Here is a 22367-nt window from a genome sequence, read left to right as displayed (position 1 = left end):
GAAGAAGGGTGTCAGGGGGCCAAGGCCCAGGTCGAGGCCGAACACGCCCCCTTGACTGCGTGGTCATCACGGTCGTACGGTGAATCGAATCTTAGACTTTTCGTTTCATTAGATGAAACTCGGCGAAGCCCTGGAACGTCGGCCCTGGCCGCTGCCGGGCTGTGGGAGGGATCTGCATGCCCAACGATTCGACCCGGCTCGGCCCGCGGTCGGCGGAGCTCAGGCGGCGCGCTGTCGCCCGGACCCCGGGTGGGGTCCACTCCAACGTCCGCCTGACCGGTGCGCAGGAGTTCATCGAGCACGCCAAGGGAGCGTGGCTGTACAGCGTCGACGGGCGGGACTACGTCGACTACCTGCTGGGGCAGGGGCCGAACTTCCTCGGGCACGCACCCGACCACGTGATCGACGCGGTGTTCGAAGCCTGCCGGCACGGCGTCATCTTCGGCGGCCAGCACGAGCTCGAGGTCCGCGCCTCCGAACTTGTGTGCCGCGCGGTCGGCTGGGCCGACAAGATCCGCTTCGGCGTGTCCGGGACCGAGGTTGTGCAGGGAGCGCTGCGACTGGCCCGCGCCACCACGGGCCGCACCAAGGTGATCCGGTTCGAGGGGCACTACCACGGCTGGCTCGACAACGTCCTGACCGCGGCGACCGACGGCCGCTGGGGCGCGGCCTCCAAGGGGCAGGTCGCCGGTCACCTGGAGGACTTCATCGTGCTGCCCTGGAACGACGCGGACCAGGTCGCGGACGTGCTCGAACGTCGCGGTGACGAGGTCGCCGCGGTGATCATGGAGCCGGTGATGATCAACGCCGGCGTCATCGAACCGGTGCCGGGCTTCCTCGAGGCGGTGCGGCAGCTGTGCGACCGGCACGGCGTGGTGCTGATCTTCGACGAGGTGATCTCGGGCTTCCGCCTCGGCCTCGGCGGCGGCGCCGAACGCTACGGCGTCCAGCCCGATCTCGCCACCTACGGGAAGGCGATCGCCGGCGGTTTCCCGGTCGCCGCCCTCGTCGGCCGGGCCGAGCTGATGGACCGGTTCGGCACCGGCGAGGTCAACCACTCCGGGACCTTCAACGGCTCGGTGATGGCCACCGCGGCGGTGGCCGCGACAGTGACGAGCCTGCTGGAGGATCCGCCGTACGAGCGCGTCGCCAAGCACGGCAAGACCCTCATGGTGGGGCTGCGGGACCTGGCCGTCGAGCACGGCCTGCCGCTGCGAGTCGAGGGGCTCCCCGCCGCGTTCCACGTCTCGTTCGGCGAGGCCGAGGTCCGCGACTACCGGACCCTGCAGCGACTCGACCTGGCCCGGTACGAGCGGCTGTCCCGGGTGCTCGTCGAGCACGGCCTGTGGGTGACCGGCCGCGGGGTCTGGTATGTCTCCGCCTGCCACGGCGAGGAGGAGCTCGACGCCGCGCTGACCCGGTTCGAGAAGGCGCTGCACGACGGGGCGGGACGATGACGGGAACGGTCGACCGGGACGGCAACACGGCGAAGTTCTCGGCGTTCGTGCGAGCGGGCGACCTGGTCTTCGTCTCCGGCCAGGCTTCGGTGGACGAGAACGGCACGATCGTGCCGGGCACGTTCGCCGAGGAGATGCACCGGTCGCTCACGAACGTCATCCGGGTGCTGGCGGACGCCGGACTTGAACTGTCCGATGTGGTCAAAGTCGGCGCCTACATCCGGGACGCGGGCGACCTGCCCGAGTTCAACCGGCTGTACACCGAATACTTCGCGGATCCGCTGCCCGCGCGGACCACGATCACCGGCTGCCTGCCTGCGAGCATCCGGTTCGAGGTGGACGTCGTCGCCCACGCGGGAGACAGATGATGCGCTTCGCGACGCTCGGGCTCTACCACGAGGCGAACACGTTCTCGCCGCTGAAGGCCGACCGCAGGCTGTTCGCCGGCGGCGGTGTGGTGCGGAACTCGGAGATCATCCGCGACTACGCGGAATCGGCGACGACCCTCGGCGGCTACTTCACGGCGGCGCGGCGACTGGGCATCGGGATCGAACCGATCCTCTTCGCGTTCGTCACCCCGATCGGCGCGATCACCGAGGACGCCTTCGAATCGCTGGTGGGCGAGATGCTCGCCGAACTCGAGGCCAGGGGGCCGTGGGACGGCGTGCTCCTGAACCTGCACGGTGCGGCCGTGGCCGAGCACCTGCACGACGCCGACGGCGAGATCGCCGCGCGCGTGCGTCGGTTGGTCGGCCCGAACGTGCCCGTCGGAGCGGTGCTGGACCTGCACGCGAACGTGTCGAGGAAACTGGTGGACGCGCTCACCGTGACGCTCGTGTACCAGACCAACCCGCACGTGGACGCGAAGGAACGCGGGATCGACTGCACCGAGTTGATCGCGGCCGCGGCACGCGGCGAGATCCGGCCCGTGCAGTCGCTCGTCCCGCTCCCGCTCGTGGTGAACATCGCTCGGCAGGACACTGCCGAGGAGCCGATGGCGGAGCTGATGGCGAAGGCGCGGGAGGTGGCCGGCTGGCCCGGCATGCTGTCGGCCAGCGTGGTGGAGGGGTTTCCGTATGCCGACGTCCCGCAGATGGGGATGTCGTGCATCGCGATCCACGACGGCGACGAGTTCGAGGCGACCGTGGCCGCGCAGGAGCTGGCCAACCAGGTGTGGAAGCGGCGGTCCGGTCTGCAGGCGCGGGGTCACCCGGTGGCCGAGGCGCTCGACCTGGCTTGCGAGGAGTCGCGTGGGCCGGTCGTACTGCTGGACGTCGGGGACAACATCGGTGGCGGGGCGCCAGGGGACTCCACCGTCATCCTCGACGCGGCCCTGCGGCGAGGGGCTCCGCCGCTCGTGCAGACCTTGTGGGATCCGGACTCGGCGCGGCAGTGCATCGAGGCCGGGGAGGGCGCCGAGGTGCACCTTCGCGTGGGGGCGAAGCACGTGCACTCCGCCGGGCGGCCGGTGCCGGTGCACGGGACGGTCCGCACCGTGTCCGACGGCCGCTTCGAGGAGCCCACCGCCACGCACGGCGGGTTCCGCTTCTTCGACCAGGGCCCGACGGCCGTCCTGGACACCGTCGACGGGCACACGCTCGTGATCGGCTCCAAGGCGGTCATGAACTCCAGCCTGCAGCAGCTGCTCAGCGTCGGCGTCGACCCGGCGCGCTACCACATCGTCGTGGCCAAGGGCGTGAACTCGCCGCGCGCGGCGTACGGGGCCATCGCGCGGCTGATGCTCGTCGTGGACACCGACGGCGTCACCGCGATGAACCTCGACCGCTTCACCTACCGGCACCGGCGCAAGCCGTTGTACCCCTTCGAAGCAGCGGAATTCCCGGAGTAGACGGATGAAACTGATGCAGGTGGGCGCTCCCGGCCGGGAGCGTCCCGTGGTGCTGGAAGACGGTCGCCACTACGACCTGTCCCCGCTGACCCACGCCATCGACGGCGCCTTCCTGGAGCGGGGCGGGCTGCACCGGGTGCGGGAGGCGCTCGACGACGGCGTCCTGTACGAGAACGACATCGTCGGCATGCGGATCGGCTCGCCGATCGCCCGGCCGGGCGCCGTCCTGTGCATCGGGCAGAACTACGCCGCCCACGCGGCCGAGACAGGGGACCCGCCGCCCGCGGAGCCGATCCTCTTCCACAAGTCGCCGAACACGGTGGTCGGTCCGTACGACGAGGTGCTGATCCCGCGCGGTTCGGAACGCACCGACTGGGAGGTGGAACTCGGCGTCGTCATCGGCAAGCGCGCCCGCTACCTCGAAACGCTCGGCGACGCGCGGGACTGCATCGCCGGGTACGTCACCTCCGACGACGTCTCGGAACGCGCCTTCCAGCTCGGCAGGCCCGGCGGGCAGTGGTCCAAGGGCAAGTCGTGCGAAACGTTCAACCCGCTCGGGCCGTGGCTGGTCCCCGCCGACGAGGTGCCGGACCCGCAGGTGCTCGAACTCCGGTCGTGGGTCAACGGCAGGCCGCGCCAGGACTCCAAGACCTCCGACATGGTCTTCACGGTCGGCGAGATCATCTGGCACCTCAGCCAGTTCCTCGTGCTCGAGCCCGGCGACCTGGTGAACACCGGCACCCCGGAGGGCGTCGCCCTGTCCGGGCGGTTCGGCTACCTGCGGCCGGGCGACGTCGTGGAGACCGAGGTGGTCGGGCTCGGCCGCCAGCGCAACGTGTGCGGGCAGGCCTGATGGGACTGGACCGCGACTTCGCCGCCGCCCTGACCGAGGTGGTCGGCCCCGACCACGTCCGCCAGTCGCCCGGCGACCTCGCGGTCTACGCGCGCGACGCCACGCCACTGTTCCACCACCCGCCGGACGCGGTCGTGTTCCCGGCCACCACCGACCAGGTCTCCCGCGTCCTGCAGCTGGCCACCGCGTACCGCGTCCCGGTCGTGCCGAGGGGATCCGGCTCGAACCTCTGCGCCGCCACCGTCCCGCTGCGCGGCGGGATCATCCTCGCGCTGACACGGATGACGCAGATTCTGGAGGTCAGCTCCGAGGAGTTGCTCGCACGCGTGCAGCCGGGCGTGACGACGGCCCGGCTCGCCGACGCCGCCGCGGCCCGGAACCTGTTGTACGCGCCCGATCCGGGCAGCCGGACGACCGCGACGGTGGGCGGCAACATCGCCACCTGCGCCGGCGGTCTGCGCGGCCTGAAGTACGGCGTGACCCGCAACTACGTGCTCGGCCTGGAGGCGGTGCTGCCGACCGGCGAGGTAGTGCGGACCGGCGGACGGCTGTGGAAGGACGTCGCCGGGTACGACCTGACGCGGCTGCTCACCGGGTCCGAGGGCACGCTCGCGGTCATCACCGAAGCCACGGTGGCCCTGCTGCCCGCACCGGCCGAGAGCAACACCGGCGTGGCCTACTTCGAGTCGCTCGCGGACGCGTCCAGAGCGGTCGGCGCCATCATCTCGTCCGGCATCGTGCCGGCCACCCTGGAGTTCCTGGACCGCAAGTGCGTCGCCGTGGTGGAGGAGTACGCCGGGCTCGGGCTGCGGCTGGACGCCGGCGCGCTGCTGCTGTTCGGCGAGGACGGCCCGCTCGAGGTCGTCGCCGGGAACATGGTGCGGATGCGCAAGATCTGCGCCGAGTCCGGGGCGCTCGAAGTGACGGTGGCGGCGGACGTCGCGCGTGCCGAGGCGCTGCTGACCGCGCGCCGGTGTTCGCTGCCGGCGCTGTCCCGGCTCGGCTCGCTCACGATCCTGGAGGACGTCACGGTCCCGCGGCCGCGGATGCCCGAGATGGTCGGCCGGATCGATGAGATCGCCGAGCGGTTCGACCTGCAGATCGCGACGTTCGGGCACGCGGGCGACGGCAACCTGCACCCGACGTGCGTCCTGGACCCGGATGACGAGGCCGCGGTGGAGCGAGCGCACAAGGCGTTCGCCGAGGTCTTCCGCACCGCGATCCGGCTGGACGGCACGATCACCGGCGAGCACGGCGTGGGCGCGGCGAAACTGCCGTTTCTCGCCGAGCGGCTCGGCTCGGCCCAGCTCGGGTTGCTGCGCCGGATCAAGAGCGCGTTCGACCCGGCCGGCGTGCTCAACCCCGGGAAGCTCGGTTCATGATCTTCTCGAAACCGTTGCTGGACCGGTGCATCTCCTGCGGGTACTGCCTGCCGGCGTGCCCGACGTACGCGATGACGGGGGAGGAGGCGTCCTCGCCGCGCGGGCGGATTTCGCTGATGCGCGCGCTGGAGACGGGGGAACTGCCGGAGGACGACGGCACGCTCGCCGAACAGGCGTCGTTCTGCCTGGGCTGCCGGGCGTGCGAACCGGTGTGCCCGGCAGGCGTCGAGTACGGGAACCTGCTGGAGCAGTGGCGGGACCACCAGTGGCGCGGCGGACAGCGGCCGCTGCGGGCGCGGTTGCTGATGGCGGCCGTGGCGCGCCCGTGGCTGCTCCGGTTGCCGGGCCTGGTACGCAGGCACGCGCGGACAGCGGCGAGCGCGGGCGGGCCGTCGCTGATGCTCGGGTGTGCGGAACGTGCTTTGTTCCCACGGGTTTCGCGCGCTGTGCGCACGCTGGTGCCCGGGCTGGCCGTGCCGCCGCGGCAGGGCTGCTGCGGTGCGCTGCACGCGCACAACGGCGATTCCGCCGCGGGCGAGCGGATGGCGAAGGAGCTCGGCAAAACCCTCCCCGGCACGATCGTGACGACGTCCGGTGGCTGCGCCGCGCACCTGGCCGCACACCTCGGCCGTCCGCGGGTCCGCGAAGCGAGCGAGTTCTTCGTCGAAGCCGATGTCCTGCCGCTGGGTTCGCTGTCGGTCGACGGCCGCCCGGCGCGCGTGGCCTTGCAGGACTCGTGTCACCTGCGCAACGGGCTCGGCGTGTGGCGCCAGCCGCGCGAGCTGATCCGGGCGGTGGCGGAGTACGTGGAGCTGCCGTCGGCGGCCGCGTGCTGCGGCGCGGCGGGCACCTACTCGATCTTGCGGCCGCGTGACAGCGCGAGGATTCTGGCGGCGAAAATCGACGAAATCGAGGCGGCCGGGGTGGACTACGTGGTCGCCGTGAATCCCGGCTGTCTCCGGCAACTGCGCGCCGGCCTGCGGAAACGGCGCTCGCGGGTGGAGGCCGTGCACCTGGCCGAACTGCTCGTGATCGCCTCGAAACAGGTTCGGCCGGATCGGCAGACAGACTTGTCTGAAAGCGGCTCCTGAGTACTATGGGCGACGCTGAAACGAAGGTTTCAGTTTCTGCGACATCCGGATCTCCCCACGGGCCCGTGGTGTCGACCATTGAACCCGGCGACGAAACGTAGATCATGTTGACCCGACCCTTGGAGCAGTACGAGATCTTCCGTTCCCACGACATCGACCAAACCCGCGACCTGATGTCCCGGGTGCTGTGCGAGCACTACCTCGACGTGCTCGATCCGACCGCCCAGCTCGACGCGCGGATGAATTCGACACGCCTGAGCGAGGTTCTCCTCAACTACGTGGAATACGGCGCGCCGGTACTCGTCGATCCCGGCCGCACGCGCGACTTCTTCGTGGTGCAGGCGCACCTGCGGGGAAGCGGCGTCGTCCGGTCCGGCCGCGAACAGATCGCCGCGAGCTCGAACCGCATCGTCGTGAGCTCCCCGGAAGAAGCGCTGCGGATGTCGCTGACCCGCGACACCGAGCTCGTCCTCGTCAAGATCGGCACCGGGCTGGTCGAGCGGATCCTGCGGGAGCTGCTCGGTGCCGAGCCCGACCGCCCCATCAGGTTCGAACTGGGCATGGACGTGGTCGGCGGGGCGCCGCGGTACTGGTACCGGACGCTGATCCAGGAGATCGGGTCCCTCGGCAAGCACGGGCAGTGGACCGCGAGCCCGTGGTCGGCGCAGTTCGAGGAATGGCTCGTCACCAAGCTGCTCGTGCTGCAGTACAACAACTACTCGGCACGGCTGTCCCGGATCGCCGCCCACCCCGCGCCCGCCCGGCTGGTCACGCGGGCGACCGAGCTGGTGCGCGCCGATCCGCAGGCGGAGTGGACGTCGTGCTCCGTCGCCGCGGCACTCGGGGTGGAGCCCGGACGGCTGGAATCCGGCTTCCAGCGGTACCGCGGCCTGCCCGTGACGGACTTCCTCTTCCGCGAGCGCCTGCGTGCCGTCTACCACCTGCTGCAGGACGGGCACCCGGGGGAGATCCGCCTGAGCGACGTGGCCCGGTGCTGGGGCTTCCGCGACCAGTACCGCTTCGCCAGCAAGTACACCGCGACATTCGGAGAGACTCCCGACCAGACTCTCCGCCGATGACGTCCCGCCGCCATATCCCGAACGGAGACCCCGAGCAATGAGCGGCTACCACTTCGCCTACATCCGCACCGCCGACCCCGCCCTCGCCGTCGAAGCGGCCGAGCCGGTCCTCGGACTGCACGAACTCCTGCCGGAGGGCGGTCCGCGGGAGATGGACCTCCGGATGCACCGGCACGAGGGCGACCAGCTGACCTCGGCCACCGTCACCTACGGCCGCGACGTCGTGGTGCGCCTCGGTGTTCCGCGCACCGCGTACACGACCACCATGGTGGTGAGCGGCCGCTGCGTGTTCCGGATCGGCTCCACTTACCTCGAGGCGGCCACCGGCGACGTCGTCACCGCGTCCCCCGCCGACGCCTTCGGCTTCCAGGCCGGGGCGAACTGCTACCTGAAGCTCGTGCGCGTGGAGCAGCGGGCGATGCACGTCCGGCTGGCGCGGATCACCGGCAGGTGGCCGAGCTCCCCGATCCGGTTCCACCCGGTCATCACCCGGCTCAGCGGCCGCGGCCAGCCCCTCATCACCAGCGCGGAGCAGTTCTTCGGCCGGTCCAAGTCGCGGTTCGCGCGCCATTCCGACGAGATCTTCGTGAACTGGCTGCTGCGGCACCAGCCGCACGAGTACAGCGAGTCGATCGGCCCGCGCGCCGCCGAGGTCGGCCCGCTCGCCAGCGACTTCGGGAAGGTGCTGCTGCGGGCGACAGACCCGGTCAAGGAGGTGAGCGTGACCGAGCTGGCCCGTGCCTCCGGGCTCACCGAGGTGGAGTTCGTGCGGGTCTTCCGCCACCACGAGGGCTGCCGGCCGCAGGACTTCCGGCTGGGGCTGCGCCTGGAGCAGGCCAGGCGGATTCTGCTGGTGGGACGCCCGCCGCTGGTGAGCGTCGGCTACGCCGCCCGGCGTTGCGGTTTCCGGGACGACGAACGGTTCCGTCTGCACTACACCCGGCGGTTCGGCGAGACCCCGCTCGACACCCTCTACCGATCGGAGTGACTGTTGCGGCCGCTTCGGGTGCCCGATGTCGTCATCGCCCGCCACCACAAGGGTTTCCCGCCGTCCACCGCGGGATCGCGGGTCGATGACCTGCGTGGGCGTGAGGTGCTTGGCGCGGATTTCCCCACCCCGCTGCTCGTGCTCAGGCAGCCGGAGCTCGACCACAACCTCGCGGCGATGCAGCAGTTCTGCGAGCAGCACGCGCTGTCGCTCTCGCCGCACGTGAAGACCACGATGTCCCCGGAGATCGCGCAGGCGCAGATCGAGCACGGCGCCTGGGCGCTCACCCTCGCCACTCCCACCCAGCTGGCCGCGTTCCGCGGGCTGGGCGCGGATCGGCTGCTGCTGGCCAACGAGCTGTGCGACCCGGCGGCCATCGAGTGGCTCAGCGGCGAGCTGGACGAAGACCCGGCGTTCACCTGCTACTGCTACGCCGACTCGATCGAGGGCGTGGAGGTGCTGGAGAAGGAGATCGCCAGGGCGTCGCGCACCCGCCCGTTGCCCGTGATCGTGGAGCTCGGCGTGCCCGGCGGGCGGACCGGCGCCCGTGGCGCCGGCGCGGCCCTCGCGGTCGCGGATCGGGTGGTGGCTTCGTCCCACCTGGAGCTGGCCGGTGTGGGCGGGTTCGAGGGTGTCGTTCCCGGTTCGTTCGGCGCGCGGTTGCTCGGCGACGTGCGTGCCTGGCTCCGGGAACTGGCGGGACTGGCGGACCGGGTGCTGGCGCGGCACGACGTGGCCGGTGAGTTCGTCGTGACCGCAGGGGGCACGCAGTACCCCGAGCTGGTCGCCGCCGAGCTGAGCCGGAGCTGGCGGAACGGCCGTGCGATCCGCGTCGTCCTGCGGAGCGGGTGCTACGTCACGCACGACGCGCTGGGCTACGAGCAGTACCGGCGGTTGCTGGCGACGGAGTATGCCGTGATGCCGTTGCGGTCCAGTCTGGAACTGTGGGCGCGAGTGCTGTCCACACCGGAACCGAATCTGGCCATTGTGGACTTCGGCAAGCGGGACACCGGGATGGACTCGGGCTTTCCGGTGCCGCTGCATCGGATCCGCCGTGGCGGGACGTCCCTGGAGGCGCCGCCGCCCGGCGAGGTGGTGGCGATGAACGACCAGCACGCCTACTTCCGCGGCGAGAACGATCTGGCGGTGGGCGACCGCATCGGGTTCGGCATCTCGCACCCCTGCACGACGTGGGACAAGTGGCGGGTGGTGCCGATCGTCGACGAGAGGTATGTGCTCACCGGGGTCGCGCAAACCCTGTTCTGACGCCTAATCCTCGTCCTGGCCGGGCCACCACTGGTCGAGCAGCTCCATGCGCGCGTCGACCAGTGCGGGGTTTCTCAGGTCGACCAGGTGGACTCCCCGCCAGCGCTGGAATCCGATGCTCTCCAGCATCGCGCCGGCGCGCAGGCTCGACAGCTCCGCGGTGATGCGGTCGGCGCCGGGGAGGGCGAAGTCCAGCGGGGAGACCCGGCAGGCGGCCAGGCGCGCGTTCGGCGACAGGATCCGCAGCGCGCTCGCGATCAACGCGGCGCCGAGGCCGTGCCCGCGCCACGGCTCGGTCAGCTCGATGCGCCTCAGGATCACCATGCGCGGCGGGCCCTGGCTGATGCGCGCGTCCAGTTCGGGGTGCAGCTTGCCCTGGTCCGGGTCGATCACCGTTTCCGCGATGAACTCCAGCGCCCATTCGCCGAGCACGACCGAATCCAGCAGATTCCGTTCCTTGGTCAGATCGGCGATGACGAGTGCGATGTCGCCGACGTGCCGGAGCTCGTCCGGGCACACGTCGAGTTCCGACACCTCCGCTCTGGCGTCCCATTGTTCCGGCTGCTCGTCCTCGTCGTCGATCTGCCACCAGAATCGTCGGTGTTTCAGCTCGAGTTCGATCGACAGAGGGTTCGCCGGCAGATCAGGAACCACGACCCCTCCTCGGCGTCATGCGAATGCTGATGCACGTGCAACCGCACTCTAGATGACGGCGGCGGGAAATGCTGCCGGGGTGGGATGAGCGGAAGCCGTCCTTTTCCGGTATCGTGCGCGATTTCCGCCCGGACAACGGGTGAAAGGCGTTCACGAATCCCCCCCGTTTGCTCTTCTGCGGGCCTCGTCGGCGATGAAGGTGCCCTTTGAGCGGATGGTGAACACCAGGCCGCGTTCGCGGAGGATCTGGGTTGCGTGGCGCGCCGTGCCGAGTGAGACGCCGTACTCGGTGGCCAGCCGTCGTTCCGCCGGCAGCGGCGTGTTCGGGCGCAGCTCACCGGCCTCGATGCGGGCCTCCAGGTGGTCCGCCATCATCTCGTAGATGTACCCCGGCTTCGCGGTGGGATCGAACTCTGGGACGGTCACGGGAGGAAGGTAGAACGGCGTTAAAAGGGGCGGATTTCACGGTTGCTCCAAGATGCGCCTGTGCGCGCTATGACGGGGTTGATCACGAAGACACCTGTACTGTCACCCTACCGGGTGGCGAAATGCGAAACGGTTGCCGAATTCGTCAGTTGTTCACTGTCGTCACCCGAGCGGGTTAGCCAGAACGGGCGCACAATTGTCAGCGGACTTGATTCGGGACGCGCAATGAGTCGTGGCCCTGTCCACGCAGTATCTCGAAACGGTCGGTGCCCGGCCAGCTGTTCACCCAGCTCGACCCCGGCACGTCCTTCGCGCGCTTCTTCAGCGGCGCCAGCAGCCGGGAAACCTCGCGGTAGGACTTCGCCGCCGTGCCGGCGCACACGACCGTCGCCAGCGAGACCGTGACCGACAGGTGCTCGGCCGTCCACGGGGTGCCCAGCAGGGTGTCCGCGACGGCCGGGATCTCGTCGATGCCGCAGGCGATCAGGAAGTCGTCGCCGCCGACGTGGCTCACCGTGACGCTGCGCAGCTTCGCCGCCAGGTCCGTCAGCGTCCGCCCCAGCGCCCGGATCAGGTCGTCGCCGGCCGCGAAGCCCACCGTGTCGTTGATGCGCTTGAACGAGTCGACGTCCAGCCACGCCACGACGAGCGGCCGCCCCGCGGCGATCCGTCGGTCCACCTCGCGCGCGACGGTGTCGCTGCCCGGCAGCCGGGTCAGCGGGTTCAGCGCGGCCGCCTCCTCGATCTTCGCCTCGGCCATCGCGCGCACGATCTCGGTCACGAACACCACGCCGAGGCACTCGCCGTCCGCGCCGACCACGATGATGTCGTCGCCGGTGCGGGTCAGGTCGGCGTCGGCGACCAGGTCGAGCAGCTCCAGCGCGCCCGCGCCGGTGCGGATGGTGCGCGGCGGGTCGGCCAGCCGCGCGGCCGCCTTGTTCGCGTGCAGCGCGTGCCCGTACGGGCCGGTCAGGTCCAGCAGGAACCGGGCCCGGTCGATCGACCACCGCGGCCGTCCGGCGCGGTCGATCCCGACGATTCCGCTCGGCGCGTCGTGGTTCAGCAGCACCCGCCGGACGTCGTCGCACGTCGCGTCGTCGGGCAGCGTCGTCGCGGGGTGCCGGAAGTCGTCCACGCGCGGCGCCGCCGCCCTGGTCAGCGGCACGGGCGCCACGGGCTCGGGCGGCGCCGTGACCAAACCGGACGGCATCGCGTTGGCGCGGGCCGGGGCGAAGAGGTTACCCTGCACGATCCGCACCCCGAGCCGCCGCACCGCCGACAGCTGTTCCTCGGCCTCGATTCCGGTCGCCACCAGCCGGATGCCGGTCCGCGAGGTGAAGTGCACGAGCGACTCGACGAGCGCGACCGCCGCGGCCTCGCCGGGCAGCCGCCGCAGCGTCGTGCGGTCGAGCTTGACGAGGTCGACGCCTGCCTCGGCGAGCAGGTTCAGCGGCAGGTCGCCCGACCCGAGCCCGTCGAAGGCGAGGCGGAAGCCCAGCTCGGCGAACCGCTCCAGGCCGGCGAGCAGCGCCTTCGGCGAGACGCCGTGGAACGGCGCGCCGATCTCCAGCACGATCTCACGTGGACGGCGACCGGTGCGCCCGAGCGATTCGAGCAGCGGGTCGAGCACCAGCTGCGGCGCCGCGGCCGACAGCGCGGTCAGGTTCAGGTGCAGGGGGAGCAGCGTCTCGTGGGTGGCCTCGGCGAGGACCGCCTGCGCGGCGAGGCCGGCGTCGACGTGGACCAGCCGGCCGCGGCGCTGGGCGGCGCGCAGGAGGTCGTGGATCCGTCCGGTGGCCGGCCGGGCGAGGGCTTCGACACCGACGACGCCGCCGGTGTTCAGGCTGTAGAGCGGTTGAAAGGCGAAGCCTACGTCGTCGGCCGCTGCTTCCACACGTGAATCCTCCGCCGTCGCCGGGCCGGGTGGCCCGTTCGCGCGCCGATTGTGTCCCAGCTCACCACGGGACGCGAACTGGCCCCTACCGCCGCGCCCGGCGGTCACTCCAGGCTGGTCTGGTTGTCCGAACTGACCAGCGAGGAGCCGCACGTGCCGCCCTTCATGGAGCCGTTCCGGATCAAGGCGGTCGAACCGATCCCGTTCCCCACGGCGGAGGAGCGCCGCGACGCGCTCGTTGCGGCCGGGTGGAACCTCTTCCGCGTGCCTGCCCGTGCCATCACCATCGACCTGCTGACCGATTCCGGCACGGCGGCGATGTCGGCCGCGCAGTGGTCCGCGCTCATGCGGGGCGACGAGTCCTACGCCGGCGCGCGTTCGTTCGAGCGGTTCGAGGCCGTCGTGCGGGACCTGACCGGCTACGGCGAGGTCCTGCCGGTCCACCAGGGACGCGCGGCCGAGCGGATCCTGCTCGGCCTGCTGCTGCGACCCGGCGACATCTCGGTCAGCAACACGCACTTCGACAGCACGCGCGCCAGTGTGGAAGCGGCCGGCGCGCAGGCGGTCGACCTGCCGGTGCCGGTCGCGCCGGGGGAGCTGAACCCGTTCGGCGGCGACCTCGACACCGGCAGGCTGCGGGACCTGCTGCGCGCCTCGGCCGACCGCGTGAAGTGCGTCGTTCTCACCATCACCAACAACGCGGGCGGCGGCCAGCCGGTCTCGGTGCGCAATGTCAAGGAGGTGCGCCAGCTCTGCGACGCCCACGGCGTTCCGCTGTACCTGGACGCGTCGCGCTTCGCCGAGAACGCGTACCTGGTGACCGAACGCGAGGACGGCTACGGGCACCTGTCGCCGCGCGAGGTGGCCCGCGTGGTCTTCGAGCTCGCGGACGGCTGCTGGGCCAGCCTCAAGAAGGACGGCATGGCCAACATCGGCGGGCTCATCGCGTTGCGCGACGCCGGTCTCGCCGCGCGCGCCCGCGAGCAGCTCATCGCGTTCGAGGGGTTCCCGACCTACGGTGGGCTCGCCGGGCGCGATCTGGAAGCGCTCGCGGAGGGGCTGCTGGAGGTCGTCGAGCCGGACTACCTGCGGTACCGCGCCGAGTGCGCGCGCTGGTTCGGCGAGCAGCTGGGCCTGGCCGGCCTGCCGGTGCTGCAGCCGACCGGCTGCCACGCGGTGTACGTGGACGCGGGCGCGATGCTGCCGCACATCCCGCCGCAGCAGCTGCCCGCGACCGCCTTCGCCAACGCGCTCTACCTGGCGGGCGGGGTGCGGGTGACCGAGCTGGGGACGCTCGTCTTCGGCAGGCGGGACCCCGGCGGCGGGCCGGACGTGCCCGCGCCGCGCGAGCTGGTGCGGTTCACGTTGCCGCGCCGGGTCTACACCCTGAGCCACTTGGAACACGTCGTCGACGTGGCCGAGGGCGTCTGGTCGAAGGCGGGCCAGCTGACCGGCTATCGCATCGTCGAGCAGGGAGGTGCCCTTCGACAGTTCACGGCGGTCTTGCGACCGGCCGCCGAATAGTAAAACCCCTGATCAACCGGGGTCCGACGCGTCGGATGCAAATTGCACATAGCAAATTCGCCCGTTCGTCGGTAGCAATTGAACGCCAAACAACGGACAGTGGTGCATTGGAGGTGTATGGGAGTCGGCGCCACCGTACGTTGATCTTTTCGACTGCCCGGGACATGACAGTACTGCCGTTGGACAAGTACCGGCTCTTCCACTCGCGAGATGTTGACGAGACCCGCGAGCGGGTGGGGCGCCTGTTCTGCCCACACTCGATGAACACCGTCGGCCGCAACCCGCGGCTGAACACCAAGGTCAACTGCCGCCGCCTGGAGAACGTGGCGATCGCGGTGGTCGCCTACGGCACCGACGTGCGCGTCGAACCCGGCGAGCTCGGCTCCTTCTACGTGGTTCTGGCTCCGGTGATCGGCCGGGGCATGGTCCAGTGCGGACGTGAGCAGATCAACTCCGCGCCGGACACGGCCGGCGTGGTCGGCACGGACGACCCGCTGCGGATGCGGCTGTCCGACGACTGCGCCCAGTTCGTCATCCGGATCGAGCGGCCTGCGCTGGAGGCGCGCCTGGCCGAGCTCATCGACGGTTCGGTGTCGGAGCCCGTGCGGTTCCGGCTGGGCATGGACATCACCCGCGGTTACGGCCGCAGCTGGTACCGGGAGCTGGCCTACGGCGTCTCTGAGCTGGACCAGCCGGACACGATGCTCTCGCACCCGGCAGCCGTCGAGCAGTTCGAGCGCAACCTGATCACCGGGTTGCTGCTCGCGCAGCCGCACAACTACACGGCGATGATCGAGGGCCGGGACCGTCCGGTGCCCTCGCGGTCGCTGCGGGCGGCGCTCGATCTGATCCACAGCCATCCGGAGGCCCCGCACACGCCGGGCAGCCTGGCCCACCAGGCCGGGGTGAGTGTGCGGGCGCTGCAGAAGGCCTTCCGGGAGCAGCTGGGCAGCTCGCCCAGCGAGTACCTGCGCGGTGTGCGGCTGCAGCGGGTGCGCGACGAGTTGTCGGCCGCCCAGGTCGAGGTCACGACAGTCGGGGAAATCGCGAGCAAGTACGGGCTGATGCACCACGGCCGCTTCGCTGCGGCCTACCGGGAGCGGTTCGGTGAGTCACCCAACGCGACGTTGCACAGACGGTCTGGACGTCTACTGGAGTGTGAAGGGGCGAATCGTGCGTGATGAGGACAAAACCGTGCGCCGAACGGATCGTGCCGGCTGGGCGGCGCTCGTAGCTTCCGCGTCATGAGCGCCGACGCCGCCGTGGCCGCCCGCGACTCGATGCCGATCGGCCGGCTGATCCGGTCCGCGCGGCACGAGCGCGGGCTGACCCAGTACCAGCTCGCGGACGAACTCGTCACGGTCTCGGGCAACGAGAGCCTGGGCCGTGGCGAGGTCTCGCGCTGGGAGCGGGGCAAGCGCGTGCCCGGCCCGTACTGGCAGAGCCACCTGAGCCGGGTGCTGGAGGTGCCCCCGGACGAGTTGCGCGCCGCCGCGCGCACGGCGAAGCAGTGGCGACGGCGCCAGTGAAACACAACCCCTGATTTCCCCATCCCGCTTTTGCCATTTTTGCAGCGAAAGTTTTGCTCTTTTTTCGCGCAGGAGTGGGAGTCCCATGGGAAAGTCTTTGGTCACACTGGTCAACCCGAATCTCGTCCATCCCCCGATCACGCCGTACGCGCTGGACATCCTGACGACCTCGCTGGAGGCCGACGGGTTCGATGTGGACGTCGTGGACCTCACGTTCCGGCGGGACGACTGGTGGGCCGTGCTGCGCGAGTACTTCGCGAGCCACACGCCGATGCTGGTCGGGGTGACGGTGCGCAACACCGACACGATCTACGCGCAACAGCAACGCGGTTTCCTCGGCGACCACCGCGCCGTCATCGACGAGATCAAAATGCGCAGCGCGGCCCCGATCATCGCGGGCGGCGTCGGTTTTTCCTCGATGCCGTTCGCGTTGGTCGACTATTTCGGCATCCCATTCGGGGTGAAGGGCCCGGGTGAGGGAATCATCGTCGGCCTGGCGAATGCGCTGTGGTCCGGGGAACCGCCGGACAGCGTGCCCGGGTTGCTGGTCAACCGCGGTGGCGGGCGCGTGGAGAAGGTCGCGCCGGAGCTCGGCCGCCGCGGCCGCCCGTTGTCCTCGCCGCTCAACACGACCACGAGCTACACCCGCCGGTCCGGGGAGCCGTGGAAGGTGGACAACCTGCGTTACTACCGCGGCGGCGGGCTCGGCAACATCCTCACCAAGAACGGCTGCGCCTACTCGTGCGCGCACTGCGTGGAGCCGGACGCGAAGGGCACGCACTTCACGCGCCGCGCGGTGGAGTGCGTGGTCGACGAGATGGAGGCGCTGACCGCGCAGGGCGTGTACGACCTGCACACGACCGACAGCGAGTTCAACCTCGTCATCGCGCACAGCAAGAACGTGCTGCGGGAGATCATCCGGCGCCGCGACACCGACCACTCCACGCCGCTGCACAACCTGAAGCTGTGGATCTACGCGCAGCCGACGCCGTTCGACGACGAGCTGCTCGACCTGCTGGTGCGGGCCGGGTGCGCGGGCATCAACCTCGCGCCCGACCACGTGCGCGACGACGTACTGGACGGCTGGAAGGTCTCCGGCGGCGGCCGCCGGTTCTACACCTTCGACGACGTGCGCGCGTTGTGCGCCAAGATCGCCAAGGTCGAGCTGCCGGTGATGGTCGAGGTCCTGCTCGGCATGCCGGGCGAGACGGCGGTGACGATGACCGAGGCGGTCCGCCGCACGCTCGACCTGGACGTCGCGGTCGCCGGTTACAGCCTCGGCATCCGGGCGTTTCCCTACTCACCGCTGGGGATCCGGATGGCGGAGCAGTGCGCCGGCCGCCGCACGCTGCCCGGTCTGCAGTCGGACTCGGCGGTGGAGCCGATCGTGCTCCGGCCGCGGGCGATGTGCGATTCGGTCGTCGAGTACGAGCGCCAGTTCGCCTTCGACGACGACGGGCGGTTCCGGCCGGTCTACTTCCTGTCGCCGGACCTGCCGGAGGACCCGGCGACGATCGCGTCGCCGAACGGCCGGTGGGTGAACAGCGTGCAGATGCTGTGGGACCTGGTGCCGGCGTCGGAGTACCACCGCGTGATGCTGCCGACCCTGCCCGGCATCACCGAGGACGACAACAACTACGCGGACAACCCGTTCCTGCTCAAGCTGATCGAGCTCGGTTACACGGGGGCGTTCTGGTCGCACTGGCCGCAGCGACACGAGATCATGCAGGGCGTCTGACCAGGGACTATTTCGATCCGAACACGAGACCTTGAGCCGCCGCGAACGTTACGTAGACTTTGCCGCGGCGACACGCCCCAGATCCCGCTGCGCCGGCCGGTTCCTCAGCGTCGAGAAGCCGGCCGGCGCAGCCGCCCCACTTCTCAGCACGCGTGCTTGGCGCGCAGGACCGTGGTGAGCGCGTCGGTCACCCGCTCGGCCGGCAGCGTCCCGTCGGCGGTCGCCTTCTCCATCGCGTCCAGCACGGTCGACACCCGGCCGCCCGAGGACCACAACGCCTGGTCCGCGCCGGACTGCACGGCCTTCACCACGGCCTGCGGCAACGGGTAGCGCTGGGTCACCGCCTTCATCGCGCCGAGGTCGTCGGTCAGGACCGGGCCGTCGAACCCGAACTCGCCACGCAGCAGCTGGTAGGCCGCCGGGGACAGCGACGCGGGCTCACCGCCGGTCAGGCCCGGCACGTCGAGGTGGCCGACCATGACGGCGGCGGACCCGAAGTCGGCGAGGTTGCGGTAGGGCATCAGGTCGTTCTCGCGCAGTTCGTCCAGCGGCGGCGTGGTCACCGAGCCCTTGTGCGAGTCGCCGGTCGCGTGCCCGTGGCCGGGGAAGTGCTTGAGCACCGGCTGGATCCCGGCGTCCTCCAGGCCGGCGGCGAAGGCCTGCGCGTAGCGGCGGGCGGTGTCCGGGTCGGCGCTGAAGGAGCGGTCGCCGATGACGTCGCCGGCGGCGCCGTCGGTGAGGTCGAGCACCGGCGCGTAGTCGACTGTCACCCCGCGCGCGGCCATCGCCCGGCCGCGCTCCCGCGCGAGTTCGCGGACCTCGCCGGTGGTCATCGTGGCGGCCATCTTGCGGGCGCTGGGGATCGACCCGTCCAGGTCGTCGAGCCGCTGGACGCGGCCGCCCTCGTCGTCGACCGCGACGGACACCGGCAGCCGCCCGGCCTGCTGGACCTGGTCGAGCGCCTTGTTCTCCAGCAGCGCGGTGGCGTTGCCGCCGAGGAAGATCCCGCCGACCTGCTCGCTGCGCACGAGGTCGGCCGCGCCCTGCGGGTCGGACGCGTCGACCCCGACGACCACCAGCTGCGCGAGCCGCTGGCGGGGCGTGAGCTCGCCGATCACGGTGGCGCACGCGTCCGGCCCCGCGGCGGCGGCGATGCGCGGCTGCGGCGGCGGCGCGGTGGTCGGAGCGGCGGCCGGGGGCTGCTGCTCGGCCTCGTCGCCGCCGGCGTAGACGACCACCGCGGCGAGCAGGGCTCCGGCGGCCAGTACGAGCAGCAGTCGCCGGGTCAGGTGCTTGGCCGGCCTCATCGGCGTTGGGTGTTCCTTCCTGGCGGAATGGGGTTCGCGGCCACGGTAACCCAGCGCCTGGCGGGTCAAACGGCTCGTCGCCGGACCGGGTGAGTGCGGCCACGTGTCCGGGGCACGTCCGGCGGGTATCCGGGAAGCATGCGAATCCCGCGTGAGCGGCCTCGCAGCCGCGAGGAGTACCAGCGGGGCCTGCCGGACTACCACGATCCGACCGCCGGTTTCGGTGGCGCCGCGCCGGCGTACAGCGCGCTGACGCTGCGGATCTGGCTCGCCGCCATCGGCATCCTCCTCGCCGCCGGGGCCGGTTTCCTGTTCGCCACGATCGAGATGTGGTGGGTGACGGTGCTGATGGGCCTGGTGGTGGTGGGGCTGGTGCTCGACCTGGCCTGGGTCGTGCACCGCAAGCGCCGCGGCGAGCCTGGTTGACGATCTCCGGCAGGGGTAGACCTGTGGCATGAGGCGGCGACACGAGTACCGCGACCGCCACGAGGCGGGCCTGCGGCTGGGCGAGCTGCTCGCCGAACGCGAGTGGCGTGACCCGCTGGTGCTGGGGCTGGCGCGTGGCGGGGTGGTCGTCGGTCACGCGGTGGCCAGTGTGCTCGGCGCGCCGCTGGACGTGGCGGTCGCGCGCAAGATCGGCGCGCCCGGCCAGCCGGAGTTCGGCGTCGGCGCGGTCACCCCGGACGGCCCGCCCTGCTACGACGAGCGCTCGCTGTCGATGCTCGGGCTGCGGCCCGCGCAGCTGGCGGACGCCTGCCGGGCCGAACGCGCCGAGGCCCGCCGTCGCGCCGTGGTCTACCAGCGCGGACGTCCGCCGCAGCCGCGCGCCGGACGGGACGTGCTGGTGGTCGACGATGGGCTGGCGACCGGCGTGACCGCGCGGGCCGCGTTGCGGGCGTTGCGCGCGGACCGGCCGCACAGCCTCGTCTTCGCCGCGCCGGTGTGCGCGCCGGACGCCGCGGCGGCGTTGAAGAGCGACGCGGACGAGGTGCTGTGCCTGCTGGCGCCGCACGGTTTCCGCTCGGTCGGGCAGTGGTACGCCGACTTCCGACAGACCGGCGACGACGAGGTCATCGAACTGCTGGAGAGGTCATGACCGTTCCGCTCACCGTCGACCCCGGCCTCCAGGGCGACCTGACGGTCCCGTCCGACGCGATCGGGGTCGTCGTGTTCGCCCACGGTTCGGGCAGTTCCCGGCACAGCGCCCGCAACATCGCGGTGGCGCGCGAACTGCAGGACAACCGGTTCGCCACGCTGCTGTTCGACCTGCTCAGCCCGGACGAGGACCACGGCGACCGGCGGTTCGACATCGACCTGCTGACCGAACGCCTGCGCGCCGCGATGGCCGAGCTGGCCCGGCGAGCGGAGACGGCCGGGTTGCCGCTGGGACTGTTCGGGGCCAGCACCGGCGCGGCCGCCGCACTGCGGGCCGCGGCGGCCGAACCGGAGCGCGTGCGCGCGGTCGTGTCCCGCGGCGGCCGCCCCGACCTGGCCGGCGACGCGCTGGGCCAGGTGCGGAGCCCGACCCTGCTGATCGTCGGCGCGCGGGACGAGGACGTGCTGCGCCTGAACCAGTCGGCCGCCGCCAAGCTGGGCGGACGGCACGACATCGAGATCGTCGCGAAGGCGACACACCTGTTCAAGGAACCGGGCGCGCTGGAGCGGGTCGCCCAGCTCGCCGCGTCCTGGTTCAGCGAGTACCTCGTTTAGGGCTTGCGGGCCACCGCGGCGAGGATGCGTGACTTCGAGGGCGCGTCGGCGAACAACGCCTTCTCGTCGGGGTGCCATTCGGGGGCGTAGACCAGCCCCGGCTCGACCAGTTCGAAGTCGCCGTAGAACTTCAGGAACTCCTCCCGCGAGCGGTACTGCCCGGGGTTCGTGGTGGTCTCGTAGTAGGCCTTGAGGTCGTCCAGCGCCCGGCGCTCCTCGTCGTCGGCCGGGTTCTCGTCGGTGAGCTGGCACATGATCAGGAACGACCCCGGCGCGAGCTGGTCGCGGTAGAAGTCCAGCGCCTGGTGCGGCTGCTGCTCGTCCTTGATGAAGTGCAGCACCGCGTTGATCACCAGCGCGACCGGCTGCTCGAAGTCGATGACGCCGGTCTCGCCGACCCGCTCCCACAGGTCGATCGGCTCCAGCAGGTCACCCGCGATCGCCTGGTGGCGGTCCGGGTCCGCGGTGTCGGCGAGCAGCAGCTGCGAGTGCGCCAGCGCGATCGGCTCGTTGTCGATGTAGACGACCGTGGTGTCGTGCTCCGGGCGGGCCTCGTCGGCGACCTCGTGCACGTTGCCCGCCGTCGGCAGGCCGGAGCCGATGTCGACGAACTGGTGGATCCCCGACTTCGACGCGTACCGCACGGCGCGGCCGAGGAACTGCCGGCACGCCACCGCGGAGTCGGGGATCAGGGGGAGCCGCGCGCGGACCTTGTCGCCGAACGCGCGGTCGATCGCGTAGTTGTGGTTCCCACCGATGAAGTAGTCGTACACCCGCGCCGCCGACGGCCGGTCGAGGCTTCCCTCGACGGCCCGCAGCACCTCGTCATCCGCCGCCATGCGACGAGTCTGCCACAACGTGTAAACGGTTCACGGCAGGCCGACGAAAGCGGCCGATTGCCCTGCCGTGTAGGCGAAATAGGCGTCCGCGGGATCCGCCGTGTTGGCGTACTGGCCGAACAGCTCGAAGCTGATCGCGCCGAAGAGGTGGGTCCACGCGGTCATCAGCCGGACCAGGTCCGCCTCCGGGAGCGACGTCCCGAGCGCGGTCTGGACCTTGCGTGCCTGGTCGGCGAGCTCGGCCGGCAGCGGCGGACCGGGCATCGCGGGCGCGAGGTCGGCGGACTCCATGACGCGGACCAGCGCCTGCGCCACGCGGCCGGCGGGCGTGATCGTGTCCTGCGGCGCCTGGTAGCCGGGCACCGGCGAGCCGTAGATCAGCGAGTACTCGTGCGGGTTCCGCTTCGCCCAGTCGCGGGTGGCGGCCCAGATGTGCAGCCAGCGGTCGCGGGGCGCGGCGGACGGGTCGTCGGCGCGTTCGGCCGCTTCGCCGATCTCGTTGTAGGCGTCGATGATCAGCTCGGTCAGCAGGTGGTCGCGGCTCGGGAAGTAGCGGTAGAGCGCGGAGGAGACCATGCCCAGCTCACGGGCGACGGCCCGCAGCGACAGCCCGTGCGGGCCGACCTCGCCGAGCTGGCGGCGTGCCTCGTCCTTGATCTCGCGGGTCAGTTCGGCGCGGGCCCGTTCGCGCGCGGTCTTGCTGGCTGGCATGCCGTCGAGTGTGCCACGACCGAGAGCGGCGAACAAATTAGAGAGCACCGCTCTTGACAGCGGAGCCGCT

General features: G+C 71.0%; 22 protein-coding genes. 16 read left to right on the top strand and 6 right to left on the bottom strand.

Translation table 11 applies throughout. The features are described 5' to 3' along the window. Window positions 1–176: 176 nt before the first annotated feature. The 9 genes from ACCP09_RS06060 to ACCP09_RS06020 all read left to right on the top strand — a co-directional run bounded on the left by ACCP09_RS06060 (window position 177) and on the right by ACCP09_RS06020 (window position 9965). On the top strand, window positions 177–1457 hold the full coding sequence (locus ACCP09_RS06060) for an aspartate aminotransferase family protein (protein WP_433743737.1): 1281 nt from the start codon (window positions 177–179) through the stop codon (window positions 1455–1457). Next, the gene (locus ACCP09_RS06055; RefSeq protein ID WP_433743734.1) at window positions 1454–1825 is read left to right on the top strand and encodes a RidA family protein; all 372 of its coding nucleotides are present in this window, start codon (window positions 1454–1456) and stop codon (window positions 1823–1825) included. Before ACCP09_RS06060 ends, ACCP09_RS06055 begins: the two co-directional genes overlap by 4 nt. Continuing rightward, complete coding sequence (locus ACCP09_RS06050) at window positions 1822–3306, top strand: M81 family metallopeptidase (RefSeq protein WP_433743731.1); 1485 nt, start codon at window positions 1822–1824, stop codon at window positions 3304–3306. Before ACCP09_RS06055 ends, ACCP09_RS06050 begins: the two co-directional genes overlap by 4 nt. Window positions 3307–3310: 4 nt before the next feature. Further along, the gene (locus ACCP09_RS06045; protein ID WP_433743728.1) at window positions 3311–4159 is read left to right on the top strand and encodes a fumarylacetoacetate hydrolase family protein; all 849 of its coding nucleotides are present in this window, start codon (window positions 3311–3313) and stop codon (window positions 4157–4159) included. After that, window positions 4159–5541 (top strand): FAD-binding oxidoreductase, encoded by a 1383-nt coding sequence (locus ACCP09_RS06040; protein ID WP_433743726.1) that lies wholly within the window; start codon window positions 4159–4161, stop codon window positions 5539–5541. The genes ACCP09_RS06045 and ACCP09_RS06040 overlap by 1 nt, the downstream gene beginning before the upstream one ends. Continuing rightward, on the top strand, window positions 5538–6632 hold the full coding sequence (locus ACCP09_RS06035; protein WP_433743723.1) for a (Fe-S)-binding protein: 1095 nt from the start codon (window positions 5538–5540) through the stop codon (window positions 6630–6632). The genes ACCP09_RS06040 and ACCP09_RS06035 overlap by 4 nt, the downstream gene beginning before the upstream one ends. Window positions 6633–6736: 104 nt before the next feature. After that, complete coding sequence (locus ACCP09_RS06030; RefSeq protein WP_433743720.1) at window positions 6737–7711, top strand: helix-turn-helix domain-containing protein; 975 nt, start codon at window positions 6737–6739, stop codon at window positions 7709–7711. Between the two features lie 37 nt (window positions 7712–7748). Next, entirely contained in the window at window positions 7749–8699 is a 951-nt protein-coding gene (locus ACCP09_RS06025; RefSeq protein ID WP_433743717.1) for a helix-turn-helix domain-containing protein, read from the top strand. A gap of 3 nt (window positions 8700–8702) precedes the next feature. Beyond that, window positions 8703–9965 (top strand): amino acid deaminase, encoded by a 1263-nt coding sequence (locus tag ACCP09_RS06020; protein ID WP_433743714.1) that lies wholly within the window; start codon window positions 8703–8705, stop codon window positions 9963–9965. 3 nt (window positions 9966–9968) lie between these two features. Here the strand turns inward: ACCP09_RS06020 and ACCP09_RS06015 are convergent, their stop codons facing one another. The 3 genes from ACCP09_RS06015 to ACCP09_RS06005 form a co-directional block, all read right to left on the bottom strand. Next, on the bottom strand, window positions 9969–10619 hold the full coding sequence (locus ACCP09_RS06015) for a hypothetical protein (protein ID WP_027932844.1): 651 nt from the start codon (window positions 10617–10619) through the stop codon (window positions 9969–9971). A gap of 150 nt (window positions 10620–10769) precedes the next feature. Next, window positions 10770–11045, bottom strand: a complete 276-nt coding sequence (locus ACCP09_RS06010) for a winged helix-turn-helix domain-containing protein (protein WP_433743711.1) — start codon at window positions 11043–11045, stop codon at window positions 10770–10772. A gap of 199 nt (window positions 11046–11244) precedes the next feature. Then, on the bottom strand, window positions 11245–12939 hold the full coding sequence (locus ACCP09_RS06005; protein ID WP_123684149.1) for a GGDEF domain-containing protein: 1695 nt from the start codon (window positions 12937–12939) through the stop codon (window positions 11245–11247). A 153-nt stretch (window positions 12940–13092) separates the two neighbouring features. Between ACCP09_RS06005 and ACCP09_RS06000 the strand changes: the two genes are divergently transcribed. From ACCP09_RS06000 to tsrT, 4 genes are all read left to right on the top strand, one after another. Further along, window positions 13093–14463 carry a tryptophanase gene (locus tag ACCP09_RS06000; RefSeq protein WP_378362611.1) on the top strand — a complete coding sequence of 457 codons (1371 nt, stop codon included), beginning with the start codon at window positions 13093–13095 and terminating at the stop codon, window positions 14461–14463. Window positions 14464–14627: 164 nt separating this feature from the next. Next, window positions 14628–15644 (top strand): AraC family transcriptional regulator, encoded by a 1017-nt coding sequence (locus ACCP09_RS05995; RefSeq protein WP_037322696.1) that lies wholly within the window; start codon window positions 14628–14630, stop codon window positions 15642–15644. 63 nt (window positions 15645–15707) lie between these two features. Further along, a complete protein-coding gene (locus tag ACCP09_RS05990) occupies window positions 15708–15992 on the top strand; it encodes a helix-turn-helix domain-containing protein (protein WP_020419524.1) in 285 nt (94 codons plus the stop codon). 85 nt (window positions 15993–16077) lie between these two features. Next, window positions 16078–17730 carry a tryptophan 2-C-methyltransferase gene (gene tsrT, locus ACCP09_RS05985; protein ID WP_433743705.1) on the top strand — a complete coding sequence of 551 codons (1653 nt, stop codon included), beginning with the start codon at window positions 16078–16080 and terminating at the stop codon, window positions 17728–17730. 143 nt (window positions 17731–17873) lie between these two features. Here the strand turns inward: tsrT and ACCP09_RS05980 are convergent, their stop codons facing one another. Then, window positions 17874–19037 carry a glycoside hydrolase family 3 N-terminal domain-containing protein gene (locus tag ACCP09_RS05980; RefSeq protein ID WP_378333778.1) on the bottom strand — a complete coding sequence of 388 codons (1164 nt, stop codon included), beginning with the start codon at window positions 19035–19037 and terminating at the stop codon, window positions 17874–17876. Window positions 19038–19175: 138 nt separating this feature from the next. Between ACCP09_RS05980 and ACCP09_RS05975 the strand changes: the two genes are divergently transcribed. From ACCP09_RS05975 to ACCP09_RS05965, 3 genes are read left to right on the top strand one after another with little or no spacing between them, the layout of a single operon-like run. Then, window positions 19176–19463: a DUF6343 family protein gene (locus tag ACCP09_RS05975; protein WP_433743701.1), complete on the top strand. Its 288-nt coding sequence runs from the start codon at window positions 19176–19178 to the stop codon at window positions 19461–19463. A 28-nt stretch (window positions 19464–19491) separates the two neighbouring features. Continuing rightward, entirely contained in the window at window positions 19492–20133 is a 642-nt protein-coding gene (locus tag ACCP09_RS05970) for a phosphoribosyltransferase (protein WP_378362585.1), read from the top strand. Continuing rightward, on the top strand, window positions 20130–20747 hold the full coding sequence (locus ACCP09_RS05965; RefSeq protein WP_433743697.1) for a dienelactone hydrolase family protein: 618 nt from the start codon (window positions 20130–20132) through the stop codon (window positions 20745–20747). Before ACCP09_RS05970 ends, ACCP09_RS05965 begins: the two co-directional genes overlap by 4 nt. Here the strand turns inward: ACCP09_RS05965 and ACCP09_RS05960 are convergent. Together ACCP09_RS05960 and ACCP09_RS05955 are read right to left on the bottom strand one after the other, a co-directional pair. Then, entirely contained in the window at window positions 20744–21586 is an 843-nt protein-coding gene (locus ACCP09_RS05960; protein WP_433743694.1) for an SAM-dependent methyltransferase, read from the bottom strand. The two genes, ACCP09_RS05965 and ACCP09_RS05960, sit on opposite strands and share 4 nt — an antisense overlap. 30 nt (window positions 21587–21616) lie before the next feature. Then, window positions 21617–22297, bottom strand: a complete 681-nt coding sequence (locus ACCP09_RS05955) for a TetR/AcrR family transcriptional regulator (RefSeq protein ID WP_433743691.1) — start codon at window positions 22295–22297, stop codon at window positions 21617–21619. Window positions 22298–22367 lie beyond the last annotated feature (70 nt).

It is taken from the genome of Amycolatopsis sp. 3B14, assembly GCF_050958625.1.
GTDB classification, from domain to species: Bacteria; Actinomycetota; Actinomycetes; order Mycobacteriales; family Pseudonocardiaceae; genus Amycolatopsis_E; species Amycolatopsis_E thermoflava.
This window is presented reverse-complemented; position numbering and strand designations above follow the sequence as displayed.

Excerpts from the sequence above, each read along its gene's own strand:
- ACCP09_RS06060 (WP_433743737.1), top strand. The coding sequence starts at position 177 with ATGCCCAACGATTCGACCCGGCTCGGCCCGCGGTCGGCGGAGCTCAGG.
- ACCP09_RS06055 (WP_433743734.1), top strand. The coding sequence starts at position 1,454 with ATGACGGGAACGGTCGACCGGGACGGCAACACGGCGAAGTTCTCGGCG.
- ACCP09_RS06050 (WP_433743731.1), top strand. The coding sequence starts at position 1,822 with ATGATGCGCTTCGCGACGCTCGGGCTCTACCACGAGGCGAACACGTTC.
- ACCP09_RS06045 (WP_433743728.1), top strand. The coding sequence starts at position 3,311 with ATGAAACTGATGCAGGTGGGCGCTCCCGGCCGGGAGCGTCCCGTGGTG.
- ACCP09_RS06040 (WP_433743726.1), top strand. The coding sequence starts at position 4,159 with ATGGGACTGGACCGCGACTTCGCCGCCGCCCTGACCGAGGTGGTCGGC.
- ACCP09_RS06035 (WP_433743723.1), top strand. The coding sequence starts at position 5,538 with ATGATCTTCTCGAAACCGTTGCTGGACCGGTGCATCTCCTGCGGGTAC.
- ACCP09_RS06030 (WP_433743720.1), top strand. The coding sequence starts at position 6,737 with ATGTTGACCCGACCCTTGGAGCAGTACGAGATCTTCCGTTCCCACGAC.
- ACCP09_RS06025 (WP_433743717.1), top strand. The coding sequence starts at position 7,749 with ATGAGCGGCTACCACTTCGCCTACATCCGCACCGCCGACCCCGCCCTC.
- ACCP09_RS05995 (WP_037322696.1), top strand. The coding sequence starts at position 14,628 with ATGACAGTACTGCCGTTGGACAAGTACCGGCTCTTCCACTCGCGAGAT.
- ACCP09_RS05990 (WP_020419524.1), top strand. The coding sequence starts at position 15,708 with ATGAGCGCCGACGCCGCCGTGGCCGCCCGCGACTCGATGCCGATCGGC.
- tsrT (WP_433743705.1), top strand. The coding sequence starts at position 16,078 with ATGGGAAAGTCTTTGGTCACACTGGTCAACCCGAATCTCGTCCATCCC.
- ACCP09_RS05980 (WP_378333778.1), bottom strand. The coding sequence starts at position 19,037 with ATGAGGCCGGCCAAGCACCTGACCCGGCGACTGCTGCTCGTACTGGCC.
- ACCP09_RS05975 (WP_433743701.1), top strand. The coding sequence starts at position 19,176 with ATGCGAATCCCGCGTGAGCGGCCTCGCAGCCGCGAGGAGTACCAGCGG.
- ACCP09_RS05970 (WP_378362585.1), top strand. The coding sequence starts at position 19,492 with ATGAGGCGGCGACACGAGTACCGCGACCGCCACGAGGCGGGCCTGCGG.
- ACCP09_RS05965 (WP_433743697.1), top strand. The coding sequence starts at position 20,130 with ATGACCGTTCCGCTCACCGTCGACCCCGGCCTCCAGGGCGACCTGACG.
- ACCP09_RS05960 (WP_433743694.1), bottom strand. The coding sequence starts at position 21,586 with ATGGCGGCGGATGACGAGGTGCTGCGGGCCGTCGAGGGAAGCCTCGAC.
- ACCP09_RS05955 (WP_433743691.1), bottom strand. The coding sequence starts at position 22,297 with ATGCCAGCCAGCAAGACCGCGCGCGAACGGGCCCGCGCCGAACTGACC.